This is a genomic window from Streptomyces sp. WAC 01529, from assembly GCF_003945545.1.
Lineage (GTDB): Bacteria > Actinomycetota > Actinomycetes > Streptomycetales > Streptomycetaceae > Streptomyces > Streptomyces anatolicus.
In genome coordinates this window covers 7,940,747-7,952,721 of sequence record NZ_CP029617.1, presented here as the reverse complement: position 1 = coordinate 7,952,721, position 11,975 = coordinate 7,940,747, and the positions used below count along the sequence as shown (strand labels likewise).

General features: G+C 70.9%; 9 protein-coding genes and 1 pseudogene. 4 read left to right on the top strand and 6 right to left on the bottom strand.

What is annotated here, in order from left to right; all coding sequences use genetic code 11:
* Positions 1-109: 109 nt before the first annotated feature.
* Positions 110-379 (top strand): annotated as a pseudogene (locus DMA15_RS34980) (helix-turn-helix transcriptional regulator); the annotation flags it as partial.
* 39 nt (positions 380-418) lie between these two features.
* Here the strand turns inward: DMA15_RS34980 and DMA15_RS34975 are convergent.
* The 6 genes from DMA15_RS34975 to pstS form a co-directional block, all read right to left on the bottom strand.
* Positions 419-1,153 carry a hypothetical protein gene (locus DMA15_RS34975; RefSeq protein WP_125516664.1) on the bottom strand — a complete coding sequence of 245 codons (735 nt, stop codon included), beginning with the start codon at positions 1,151-1,153 and terminating at the stop codon, positions 419-421.
* A 72-nt stretch (positions 1,154-1,225) separates the two neighbouring features.
* On the bottom strand, positions 1,226-2,425 hold the full coding sequence (locus DMA15_RS34970; RefSeq protein WP_125516663.1) for an acyl-CoA dehydrogenase family protein: 1,200 nt from the start codon (positions 2,423-2,425) through the stop codon (positions 1,226-1,228).
* A 249-nt stretch (positions 2,426-2,674) separates the two neighbouring features.
* A complete protein-coding gene (locus tag DMA15_RS34965) occupies positions 2,675-4,117 on the bottom strand; it encodes a PepSY domain-containing protein (RefSeq protein ID WP_125516661.1) in 1,443 nt (480 codons plus the stop codon).
* 115 nt (positions 4,118-4,232) lie between these two features.
* Positions 4,233-5,327 (bottom strand): cation diffusion facilitator family transporter, encoded by a 1,095-nt coding sequence (locus tag DMA15_RS34960; protein WP_125516659.1) that lies wholly within the window; start codon positions 5,325-5,327, stop codon positions 4,233-4,235.
* Between the two features lie 143 nt (positions 5,328-5,470).
* Positions 5,471-6,094: a LysE family translocator gene (locus tag DMA15_RS34955; protein ID WP_125516657.1), complete on the bottom strand. Its 624-nt coding sequence runs from the start codon at positions 6,092-6,094 to the stop codon at positions 5,471-5,473.
* A gap of 90 nt (positions 6,095-6,184) precedes the next feature.
* On the bottom strand, positions 6,185-7,264 hold the full coding sequence (gene pstS / locus DMA15_RS34945) for a phosphate ABC transporter substrate-binding protein PstS (RefSeq protein ID WP_164551891.1): 1,080 nt from the start codon (positions 7,262-7,264) through the stop codon (positions 6,185-6,187).
* Between the two features lie 297 nt (positions 7,265-7,561).
* On the opposite strand from pstS, the gene DMA15_RS34940 reads away from it, so the two are divergent.
* The 3 genes from DMA15_RS34940 to argG are packed head-to-tail and all read left to right on the top strand — an operon-like array spanning position 7,562 to position 11,910.
* Positions 7,562-9,916, top strand: a complete 2,355-nt coding sequence (locus DMA15_RS34940; protein ID WP_125516654.1) for a molybdopterin cofactor-binding domain-containing protein — start codon at positions 7,562-7,564, stop codon at positions 9,914-9,916.
* An 18-nt stretch (positions 9,917-9,934) separates the two neighbouring features.
* On the top strand, positions 9,935-10,411 hold the full coding sequence (locus DMA15_RS34935) for a (2Fe-2S)-binding protein (RefSeq protein WP_125516653.1): 477 nt from the start codon (positions 9,935-9,937) through the stop codon (positions 10,409-10,411).
* 50 nt (positions 10,412-10,461) lie between these two features.
* On the top strand, positions 10,462-11,910 hold the full coding sequence (gene argG / locus DMA15_RS34930) for an argininosuccinate synthase (RefSeq protein ID WP_125516652.1): 1,449 nt from the start codon (positions 10,462-10,464) through the stop codon (positions 11,908-11,910).
* Positions 11,911-11,975 lie beyond the last annotated feature (65 nt).

Sequence of the window (11,975 nt, the reverse complement as noted above, 5' to 3'; positions counted from 1 at the left end):
GTCATGGGGTGACCATCTCCTGACGGGTGACGTCTTGTGGCTCGTTGGTCCCGAGTGTGGCCAACTACCTAGGTAGTCAAGCCTCATTCGACCTAAGTAGATTGCGTCCATGCCGGATGTGAAGATGACGCCGCACACGCAAACCGTGCTGCGCGCCCTCCTCGGCCACGGCGACGCCCGCGAACACCGCACCGTCGCACTCGCCGAGGGACTGTACGGACTGGAACTGTCGAAGCGCACCAGCCTCCCGAACGGCACACTCTTCCCGATTCTCGAGCGTCTGCGGCAAGCGGGCTGGGTCGAGCGGTACTGGGAGCGGGACGAGATCGCCGAAGGTGAGGGCCGCCCGCGGCGCCGCTTCTACCGCATCAGCTCCAAGGGGGCCGCCGCCGCGCCACAGGCTCCGGCGGACCAGGGCCTAGCCGTCCCGCAGGCGGACGACCGCGTGGCCGGAGGCCGGGTCGCGCTCCAGCATCACGTACCGGCTGAGGGCGGCGAGGGCCACGAGGCAGCCGCTCATCTCCAAGCCCTCCTCCACGATCGTGCCCAGCATGAGCACGGTGCTGTGGCCGTTCTCGCGCGCCCAGCCATTGAACGCCTCGGTCAGCAACGCCCCGCCCAGATACACCGCCAGTGCGGCAAGAAGCCCGTGCCGCAGGTCGCGGGGAAGCTTCCGCGCCCACAGCACGGCGCACACGGTGCCCGCCGCCGCGAGCGCCGCGCCCGGCAACACCCAGGCGTGCGTGGGCAGCGTGCCCCCGGCCCACTCCTTCCACGCCCGGCCGACCTCACCGAGGCGTTCGTGCAGCGAGACCGTTTCATCGATGCTGAGCAGTGCGGTAGCGGCGGCGAGACCCAGCCAGGACAGGCGCCCGGGGCGCACGTCTGCTCCGCTGAGCAGCGCGGCGGTCAGCGCCATGCCCGCCACGGCCAGCAGCAGCGTGCTGTTCCACCAGGTGGCCAGGTTGGCCTCGACGTCCACGTTCACCAACGTGCGGATGGCCGGGATGGAGTCGTACCGGTTGTAGGCGCGTGTGGCGAGGTCGGCGAAGAGTAAGAACGCGGTGCCGCCTGCGGCGAACCGCAAGAGACGGCGGGGCGCCGGTCTCGCGAGTTCACCCACGAGCCGGTCGCGCGCTTGATAATCGGTCATGCGTACGAAGGTTAGCGGCTTGATCAGGAGCCGAAGTCTCCGGGACGCGCCGGGGTTACGAGGAGTCAGGCGCTAGCGGCGCACCCGCGGCATTCCCAAGCCGATCCACGAGATGATCTCGCGCTGGATCTCGTTGTTCCCGCCGCCGAACGTGAAGATCACCGCCGAACGGTAGCCGCGCTCCAGTTCGCCGTGGAGGACCGCGCCCGCCGAGCCCTCCTTCAGGGCGCCCGGGGCGCCGACGACCTCCATGAGCCAGGCGTACGCGTCGCGGCGCGCCTCCGAGCCGTAGACCTTGACGGCGGACGCGTCCTGCGGGGTGAGGGTGCCTTCGTGGACGGCGTTGACCATCTGCCAGTTGAGGAGCTTCATCGCGTCGAGCCTGGTGTGGGTCCTCGCGAGCTGCCGACGGACCCAGGCGAGGTCGATGACGCGGCGGCCGTCGGCGAGTTTGGTCTCCATGGCCCAGCGCTGCACGTCGTGCAGGGCGCGGATGGCCATGGTGCAGTGGGCGGCGAGGGTGACGCGTTCGTGGTTGAGCTGGTTGGTGATCAGCCGCCAGCCCTTGTTCTCCTCGCCCACGCGGCGGGAGGCGGGGACGCGGATGTTCTCGTAGTGGCTGGCGGTGGTGTCGTGCGAGGCGAGGGTGTTGATGAGGGTGCAGGAGTAGCCGGGGTCGCTCGTCGGGACGAGGAGCATGGTGATGCCCTTGTGCGGCGGGACGCCTTCCTCGGGGGTGGCGGTGCGGACGGCGAGCCAGACCCAGTCGGCGGTGTCGCCGTTGGTCGTCCAGATCTTCTGTCCGTTGACCGTGTAGTGGCCGGTGGCCTCGTCGCCCTCCCTGACCGCCTTGGTCCTGAGCGAGGCGAGGTCGGTGCCCGCGTCGGGCTCGCTGTAGCCGATGGCGAAGTCGAGCTCTCCGGAGAGGATCCTCGGCAGGAAGTAGCTCTTCTGCTCGTCCGTGCCGAACTGCATGATCGTTGGGCCGACGGTGTTGAGGGCCATGAGCGGCAGCGGGACGCCTGCCTGCGCGGCCTCGTCGAAGAAGATGAACTGCTCCATGGGCGTGAGCCCGCGCCCGCCGTACTCCTCGGGCCAGCCGACGCCGAGCCAGCCGTCCGCGCCCAGACGGCGGATGGTCTCCCGGTAGAACCGCTTCTGGGCGGCGGGCTCGGCGTACCGCGCGTGCACGTTGTCCGGCACCAGCTCGGCGAAGTAGGCACGCAGCTCGGTGCGCAACTGCTGCTGCTCAGGCGTGTATTCGAGGTGCACGGCCCCTCCAGGCGCTGACTGGTTCGCTCGGCCTCGGACTTGACGGCGCACACAGTAGAACGCGTTACAGGAATAGGGAATGCCGGTGACCCGGCCCGGTGCGGTGACCCCACAGCCCCCGAACAGAGCTGCGGCGGGCGCCTCGGCGCTCCACGAAGGAGCCCCGCCGCGACGGGGGAGACACGGCGGGGCCCACCTTTCGAGTGCCCGCTCAGGGGCCGGTCACACACATCTGCCCGAACCTCGTCGCTACGAGGCCCTGCGGCCCCGCCGGTACGCGATCTCGCCCAGCGCGATGTCCACGGCGAGGAAGGCCGCCAGCGGGATGCCGAGCAGCGGCACGAAGTAGCCGAGCACCGCGATCGCCGCCATCAGCGGGACCAGGACGTACGCCGGTACGTCCTGCCAGGCGCCGCGCGGCATGGGCCGCCCGAACGAGGTCCCGCGCCCGCGCTGCCACCACATGCGGTACCCCCACACGATCAGCAGGATCAGACAGAGGGCGAGCGCGGCGAGCGCGATCTGGTTGACGACGCCGAAGAGCGAACCGGAGTGCGCGTCGATGCCCCAGCGCGTCAGCTTCGCCAGGACGGGATAGTCGTCGAACCGCAGGACATCGGTGACCTGGCCGTCCGCCGGGTTCACGGCGACCGAGTCCTGCTTCTCGGGCCAGCTGCGCTGGATCTGCTTGACGACGTACGCGGACGACGCGTCGGCGGGCGGGATGATCTCCACCGGGTTCGAGAGCCCTTCGCCGCGCGCCGCCTTCAGGACGGCGTCGAGACCCACGTCGGCGCCCTTTCCGGTACCGCCGGAACCGGCCGCGCCGCCGTGTTCGGAGTGCTCACCTCCGGCGGCCGCCGCGACGCTCGGCGTGGTCTGTCCGATGGCGTCCCGCAGGTCGCTGATGCTCTGGCCCGCATACGTCGACCAGGTCAGACCGGTCGCCGAGAGGAAGAACAGGCCGAGCGCGGCCCACACGCCCACGGAGCCATGCAGGGAGAGCGTGCGGCGCCGGCCCGTCGTGGTCCTGGCGTTCCGCAGCTTCCGCTGCGACCTGTGGCGCCCGAACCACAGGACGAGGCCGCCGCCGGCGATCACCCACAGCCAGCTCGCGGCGAGTTCGCTGTAGAGCCGGCCCGGCTCGCCGAGGTGCAGATCGCGGTGGAGTTCGTCGATCCAGGTGCGCAGGGGCAGGGCGCCGGACGCCCCGTACTGTTCGAGCGCGCCGCGCACCTCGCCCGTGTACGGGTTGACGAAGACGGCGAGCGTGCGGTCGGGGTCGACGCCCGGCACGCCGGAGAGCAGGACGCGGGTGGTGGCGCCGTCCTCCGGTGCGGGCCGCACCGCGCCGACCGTCCCTTCGGGGTGCGCCTCGCGGGCCGCGGCCACCTGCCGCGCCAGGGGCAGTTCGCTCTTGCCTGCCGCCACGGGCACGCGCAGTTCGTCGGCGTACACGATCTTCTCGACCTGGTACGAGCACGCGTACAGCAGGCCCGTGGCGGCCGCGACGAGGAGGAAGGGGGCGATCAACAGCCCGGCGTAGAAGTGCAGCCGCAGGACGAGCGGGCGCAACGACGCCCAGGCGGACCGCTTCCCTGTGGGCCGGACCTCCGAGGCCTCGGGAAGCTCCGGAGGTTCGACTGGCTGCTGCCCGTCGCCTTCGGCGAGGACGGTGGGTTCGGCGGGCATGAGTGGTTCTCCTGGATCGACGGGCCGCGGCCCGGCTGCGACCGGACCGGACAAGGAGTCGGCCCGCGCACCCGCCGAGTTCCCGCCACTTCATGTGACCCGCACCACAGGGAGGTCAGGCGGGCGCGTGATGGGCCAGGGCCAGGTGAGGATCGCGCTCACCCGCGACGGGCTCCGGGTCGGCGTGCACGAGGGCGGCCGTCAGCCGGGGCACGGCGTGCAGCAGTACGTGCTCGGCCTCGACGGCCACCTCATGCGCCTCCCGGACGCTCAGCGAGCCGTCCACGACGACCGCCACCTCGGCGCGCAGCCGGTGGCCGATCCAGCGCATCCGCAGCTCGCCGACGCCTCGTACGCCCCGCACCTCCAGGAGCGCTCGCTCCGCCGCGTCGACGAGCGCCGGGTCCACGGCGTCCATGACCCGGCGGAAGACCTCGCGGGCCGCGTCCCGCAGGACCAGCAGGATCGCGGCGGTGATCAGGAGGCCGACCACGGGGTCGGCGAACCGCAGACCGAGTGCGGAGCCGCCCGCGGCGATCAGCACGGCGAGCGAGGTGAATCCGTCCGTACGCGCGTGGAGTCCATCGGCGACGAGCGCGGCCGAGCCGATCTCACGGCCGACGCGGATGCGGTAGCGGGCCACGCCCTCGTTGCCGAGGAAGCCGATCACCGCGGCGAGGGCCACGACGGGCACGTGGCTCATGTCCCGTGGGTCAAGGAGCCGTTCGACGGCCGTCCAGCCGGCGAACGCGGCCGACGCGGCGATGGTGAGGACGATGACGAGGCCCGCCAGATCCTCGGCCCTTCCGTATCCGTACGTGAAGCGGCGCGTGGCGGCCCGACGGCCGAGGACGAAGGCGATGCCGAGCGGCACCGCGGTCAGGGCGTCCGCGGTGTTGTGCACGGTGTCGCCGAGCAGGGCGACGGAACCGGACATCACCACGACGACCGCCTGCGCGAGGGCCGTCAGGCCCAGCACGCCGAGGGAGACCCAGAGCGCCCGGATGCCGCGCGCCGAACTCTCCAGCGCCGTGTCGGACTTGTCGGCCGAGTCGTGGGAGTGCGGGGTGAACAGGTGGCGCAGACGGTGCCGGTGCCGCTTGGGGCCGGTGGGATGGGAGTGCGGGTGCGGGTGGGGGTGCGGGTGCGGGTGCGGGTGCGGGTGCGGGTGCGGGTGGGGGTGTTCGTGGTGGTGGTGGCCGTCGCTCACGTGGTGCCCCTTCCGGTACGCGTCCGGCGTGGACACCGGTCGCCCGGCCCCTGATTATGTGCGTGTGAGCGCACGCTTGCACCTCTCACCTGCGCATCCTGCGCATCCGCACACCCCGGGCGAGGAGCGGTTCGGGGCCCCCGTCAGCTGTCGGCCGTCGCCACCTTCAGCCCGAATCCGATCAGCACCACACCCGTCACGCGGTCGAGTGCCCGGCGCACCCGGGGCCTGGAGAAGAAGGCGCGGGCCTTGGAGAGCACCATGACGTAGCCGCCCAGCCAGATCAGGGTGAGGGCAGCGTGCAGCAGGACCAGCAGGGCCATGCCCAGGTGTGAGGGCAGGGACCGGGGCGTCAGCGTGGGCAGCAGACCGGTGTAGAAGACGGCGATCTTGGGATTGAGGACATTGCTGACGAGGCCGGTCCGCCACGGGTTGCCGCCGGTCGCCGCGGCGCTGAGGGCGTCGGTGGGCGGCTGCTCCCCCTTGCGGCTGCGCACCAGGGCCTGGACTCCCAGGAAGACGAGGTAGGCGGCGCCGAGCAGCTTGACGACGGTGTAGGCGAGGGCCGAAGCGGCCAGCACGGCGGCGAGTCCGGCCACCGTGAGCACCCCCCAGACAAGCAGTCCGGCGGTTATGCCGCCGACCGTGCGCAGTCCGTCGCGCCAGCCGGAACTGACGGCCCGTTTGGTGACCACGGCCATGTCCGGCCCTGGCACCACCGTGAGCAGGCCGAGCACGCCGGCCGCCGCGATGATCTCCGTAAGCATGCGGGCAGTCTCGCACCGCGCCCCCGCCCGGCCACAGGGGGGTCGCCCGTCACCGCTGGGGGCGCCCGGGGTGGGACCATCCGGCCCCGGTCAGGAGAGCGTGCGCACCACGTCCCGTACCTGACCGGCGACGGATTCGGGCAGCGGCGCATAGTGGAGGCGGGACAGCGGCTCCTGGCCCGCCTCGCTCGCGATGTAGCCGAGGAACGACTTCAGGGCGGGCAGGGTCGCCTTCTGGTTGCCCTTGTCGCACACGATCTCGTAGGTGACCTGGACGATCGGGTACGCGCCAGGAGTCGAGGCGCCGTAGCGGAACTTCAGCGTCATGTCCTTGCCCTTGCCCGCCACACGGGCCGCCGCGATACCGGCCGACGCGGTCGCGGGCGTCGGCTTGACGGGGGCGGGCGCGCCCGTGTCGATGCCGACGGTCTTGACGTGCCGGGCCCGCGCGAAGGACAGCTCGAAGTAGCCGATCGCACCCAAGCCCGAGGTGACCTCCGTCGCGACGCCGCTCGATCCGCTCGCGGAGGCGCCGCCCCTGCCCTGCCACGCCTTGCCCACCGGGTGCTGCCAGTCCTCGGGCGCGGCGCCCGCGAGATAGGCCTGGAAGTTGTGCGTGGTGCCCGAGTCGTCGGAGCGGTGGACGGGACGGATCGGCATGGAGGGCAGTTCGGCGCCGGGGTTGAGCCGCTGGATCGCCTTGTCGTCCCAGGTGGTGATCTGCCGGTCGAAGATCTTGGCGAGGGTGGGGGCGTCGAGGACCAGGTCGTCGACGCCGGGCAGGTCGTACCCGATCGCGATGGGCCCGCCGACCATGGGCAGATCGATCGCGCGCCCGCCCTTGCAGACTACCTTGGAGAGGGTGACCTCGTCGGCCTTCAACGCGCTGTCGGAACCGCCGAACGCGGTGGCGCCCCGCAGGAACTGGGCGCCTCCGGCCCCGGATCCGATCGGGTTGTAGGCGATCCGCACGCCGGGGCAGGCGCGTTCGTACTCCTTGATCCAGTACTTCATCGCGTTCTGCTGGGCGCTCGAACCCGTCCCGGGGACCTTGCCCGACTCCGCGCAGTCGATCCCGGCGACGGCCGCGGGGGCGCCCGACGCTCGGTCGTCGCCATCCTCTTCCCCGAGGCCCGCGAATCCGCATCCCGCCAGGGCCAGTGACAGCACGGCCGCTAGTGAGCCCGCCGCGAGCGTTCCGCTGCCTGTGTATGTACGTCCTGGACGTGGGTGTTGCAACGTCGTCCTCTCGGGATACCGCGGTCCGGGATACCGCGATCGATCTCAGATGGTCGGCGATCAAGGGTGACAGGGGATGACATCCCGGCGAACATCAGGCGTCGTACTGCCGTACGGAGGCGACCGGCGATTCTCGGCCGCCGACCCTCCGTCCCAGGACCTCCAACACGCCACACTTGTCCCCCCGTTCGTGCGCAGAAACCCGTCCCCGCTCTGGAAGGACCCCACATGGCAGAACCCACTCCCCCGGCGGAGCCGGAGCCTCCGGCGCCCGAAGGCCCCGAAAGCTCTGAAAGCTCTGAAAGCCCCGGCCGTCGCCGAGTGCTCGCCTATCTGCTCGCCGCCCCGACCCTCGCCGTCGGCGTCCGCTTCGCCGCCGACGCGGTCGGGGCGCAGGAGGCCGCGGCGCTCGTACCGTCCCCTCCGCAGCCCGAGAACCTCTTCGACCTCGGCGATCTGCAGAACCTGGTGGCGGCGCCGACGTCCGGCCTGATCACGGTCCAGGTCCACACGGACGGCACCGCCTCGTTCGCCGTGCCCCGCGCGGAGGTGGGCCAGGGCATGACCACCGCGATCGCCATGATGATCGCCGAGGAGATGGACCTGCCACTGGGGAAGGTGCGGGTCGCGCTCGCCGACGCACGGCCCGAGTTGCTGATGAACCAGTTCACCGGCGGCTCCAACTCGATGCGCAGCATGTATCTGCCGGTCCGCACCGCCGCCGCCGTCGCCCGGGAGCGGCTCGTGTCGACGGCCGCCGCGCAGTGGGGCGTCGACGCCTCCCGGCTGACCGTCGAGTCCGGTGTGATCAGGCACGGGACCCGCAGTGCCACGTACGGCTCACTCGCCGAGAAGGCCGCGAGCACGACGGTCCGCGCGGCCGCCGCGCGGCTCAAGCCCCGCGCGGACTTCACGGTGCTCGGCACGCCCCAGAACCGTATCGACGCCCTGGAGATCGTCACCGGCCGCAAGAAGTTCGGCATGGACCACGACGTGCCGGACGCGAAGCCGACGATGGTGCGCAGGCCGCCGACGATCAACGGCACGGTGAAGGCGGTGCACAACGCCGACGCGGTGCTGCGGATGCCGGGCATCACCGATGTCGCGGTGATCGAGCACGGGGTGGCCGTGCGAGGCGCGACATTCGGCCAGTGCGTCGACGCGCTGCGGGCCCTGGAGGTGACCTGGGGGCGCGGCACGGTCGACGCGGAGTCGGACGACACCGTCCTGCGCAAGATCAAGGCGGCCGCCCTGCCGATGGTCGTACCGCCGCTGCTCACCAAGAAGCTGGACGCCGAGTTCACCTTCGCGTTCGCCAGCAACAGTCCGCTGGAGCCGGACAACGCGATCGCCGACGTGCGTGCCGACCGTGCCGAGATCTGGTCGAGCCTGAAGGTCCCGATCGTGGCGCAGCAGGACATCGCCGCCCGGCTCGGGCTGCCCCAAAAGGCGGTCACCGTGCATGTGGTGGAGGGCGGCGGCTCCTTCGGCCGGCATCTCTTCCACGACGTGGCGGCCGAGGCGGCGGAGATCTCCCAGAAGATGGGCAAGCCGGTCAAGCTGTCGTGGTCCCGCACGGACAACTTCCGCCAGGGCCGTACGCATCCGATGTGCGTCTCGCGCGTACGGGCGACGTACGCCCTTGGCAACGTCCTCAGTTACGAGCAGCGGCACACCGGCGCGCAGACCGACTTCGGCCACGGCCTGGGCGAGATGATCACGTCGGCGGCGGCGAAGCTGCCCGTCGCGGGCAATCTGACGTTCGCCGAGACGATCTTCCAGCTGACGCAGTCGACGCCGTACCACTTCGGCGTCACCACGCAGCTGCTGAACGAGGTGCCGCTGAAGTTCAACACGGGCAGCATGCGCAACATCTACTCGCCGAACGTGGCGTGCGCGCGGGAGCTGGTTGTCGATCAGCTGGCCGCGAGGATGCGCAAGGACCCGGTGGAGTTCCGGCGCGCGTTCCTCAAGGACAAGCGGCTGCGGGCCGTGCTCGACAGGGCGGCCGAGGAGGGCGACTGGGGCAGGTCTCTGCCCGCCGGGGTGGCGCAGGGCATCGGCGTGCACGCGGAGTACCGGGGCGCGGTCGCCACGCTCGTCGAGATCGACTGCCGCCCCGAGACCGTCAACCGGAAGATCAGGGACGGGGTGGGGGGACCGCGCGTCACCAAGGCGCTGATGGTCGTCGACGCGGGGTTCGCCATCAACCCGCGCGGCCTGGAGGCCCAGATGATGGGCGGTTTCAACGACGCGCTCGCGATGGCCCTCACCTCCAGCCTGCACATCAAGGACGGCCTCCCGCTGGAGGGCAGCTGGGACAACTACTTCTACACGAGGCAGTGGAACACGCCGCTCGAACTGCGCGTCGTGATCATGCCGAGCGACAGCGAGAAGCCCGCTGGTGCGGGCGAGTTGGGCGTCGCGCCCGCGTTCGCCGCCATCGCCTGCGCGTACGCGCGCGCGACGGGCACCCTGCCGACGAGCTTCCCCATCAACCACGGCACGCTCGGCTTTGACCCGCTCCCCCGCGAGCCCTCCACACCCCAGTCCCCCACCGACGGTCTCGACCGCGCCTTCTGAGGAGCCCTGATTCCCTCCATGGCAAGCCACACCTTCACCCTGAACGGCGAGCGGATCACCGTCGAGGCCGAGGACGACGTACGTCTCCTGTGGGTGCTGCGCGATCTGCTCGGCGTGACCGGGCCCAAGTACGGCTGCGGCATCGGCGTCTGCCAGGCCTGTACGTCACACATCAACGGCAAGGCCTTCAACCCCTGCTCGGTCCCCGTCGCCAAGATCGCGCCGGACGACGAGATCACCACGATCGAGGGGCTGCCCGCCACCGTCGGCAAGGACCTGCACCCCATGCAGGAGGCCTGGCTGGAGCTGGACGTGGCCCAGTGCGGCTACTGCCAGCCGGGCCAGATCATGACCGCCGTCGCCAAGGTCCGCCGGGCCGCGGCCGAGGGCCGTGAGATAGAGGAGCGCGACCTGGACGAGATCCGCAACATCTGCCGCTGCGGCACGTACACCCGCATCCGGGAGGCGATCAAGGCGGGCGCGAAGAACATGTGACGCCAGCGAGGCTGTTTGCATGGCCATGCATTCTGATGCATACTCTTCCTATGTCCAAGGTCCTCACCTCCCTCCCCACCGGCGAGCGCGTCGGCATCGCCTTCTCCGGCGGTCTCGACACCTCCGTCGCCGTCGCCTGGATGCGCGACAAGGGCGCCGTCCCGTGCACCTACACCGCCGACATCGGTCAGTACGACGAGCCCGACATCGCGTCCGTGCCGGGCCGAGCCTCCGCGTACGGCGCCGAGATCACCCGACTCGTCGACTGCCGGGCCGCGCTGGTCGAGGAAGGTCTCGCGGCGCTCGCCTGCGGCGCGTTCCACATCAGGTCGGGCGGGCGGCCGTACTTCAACACCACGCCGCTGGGGCGTGCCGTGACCGGCACGCTCCTCGTGCGGGCCATGCTCGAGGACGGCGTGCAGATCTGGGGCGACGGCTCCACGTTCAAGGGCAACGACATCGAGCGGTTCTACCGCTACGGCCTGCTCGCCAACCCGCACCTGCGGATCTACAAGCCCTGGCTGGACGCGGACTTCGTCACGGAGCTGGGCGGCCGCAAGGAGATGTCGGAGTGGCTGCTCGCGCACGAGCTGCCCTACCGGGACTCCACGGAGAAGGCGTACTCCACGGACGCCAACATCTGGGGCGCCACGCACGAGGCGAAGACGCTGGAGCACCTCGACACCGGCCTGGAGACCGTCGACCCGATCATGGGCGTGCGGTTCTGGGACCCGTCGGTGGAGATCGACACCGAGGACGTGACGATCGGCTTCGACCAGGGCCGTCCCGTGACGATCAACGGCAAGGAGTTCTCCTCCGCCGTCGACCTCGTCATGGAGGCCAACGCGATCGGCGGCCGGCACGGCCTCGGCATGTCCGACCAGATCGAGAACCGGGTGATCGAGGCCAAGAGCCGCGGCATCTACGAGGCGCCCGGCATGGCGCTGCTGCACCTCGCCTACGAGCGCCTGGTCAACGCGATCCACAACGAGGACACGGTGGCCGCGTACCACAACGAGGGCAGGCGGCTCGGCCGGCTGCTCTACGAGGGCCGCTGGCTGGACCCGCAGGCCCTGATGGTGCGCGAGTCGCTCCAGCGCTGGGTCGGCGCGGCGATCACGGGCGAGGTGACGCTGCGGCTGCGGCGCGGCGAGGACTACTCGATCCTCGACACGCGGGGCCCTGCGCTCAGCTACCACCCGGACAAGCTCTCCATGGAGCGGACCGAGGACTCGGCGTTCGGCCCGGTGGACCGGATCGGCCAGCTCACCATGCGCAACCTCGACATCGCGGACTCGCGCTCCCGCCTCGAGCAGTACGTGGAGCTGGGCCTGGTCGGCACCGCACACCCGACGCCGATCGGCGCCGCGCAGGCGGCCTCGACGGGTCTGATCGGTGCCATGGACGCGGGCGGCGCCCAGGCGATCGCCTCGCGCGGCGAGACCACCGAAGAGGAGACGATGCTGGACCGTGCCGCGATGGAGTCCGGCACGGACTGACAGCACCTGTACGACAGCGGGCCCGGCGGATGCGTTCCGCCGGGCCCGCTGTCGTATGCCGCGAC

Bases quoted from the DNA above. Each gene is read 5' to 3' on its own strand.
- DMA15_RS34975 (WP_125516664.1), bottom strand. From the start codon at position 1,153: ATGACCGATTATCAAGCGCGCGACCGGCTCGTGGGTGAACTCGCGAGA.
- DMA15_RS34965 (WP_125516661.1), bottom strand. From the start codon at position 4,117: ATGCCCGCCGAACCCACCGTCCTCGCCGAAGGCGACGGGCAGCAGCCA.
- DMA15_RS34955 (WP_125516657.1), bottom strand. From the start codon at position 6,094: ATGCTTACGGAGATCATCGCGGCGGCCGGCGTGCTCGGCCTGCTCACG.
- DMA15_RS34940 (WP_125516654.1), top strand. From the start codon at position 7,562: ATGGCAGAACCCACTCCCCCGGCGGAGCCGGAGCCTCCGGCGCCCGAA.
- DMA15_RS34935 (WP_125516653.1), top strand. From the start codon at position 9,935: ATGGCAAGCCACACCTTCACCCTGAACGGCGAGCGGATCACCGTCGAG.
- argG (WP_125516652.1), top strand. From the start codon at position 10,462: ATGTCCAAGGTCCTCACCTCCCTCCCCACCGGCGAGCGCGTCGGCATC.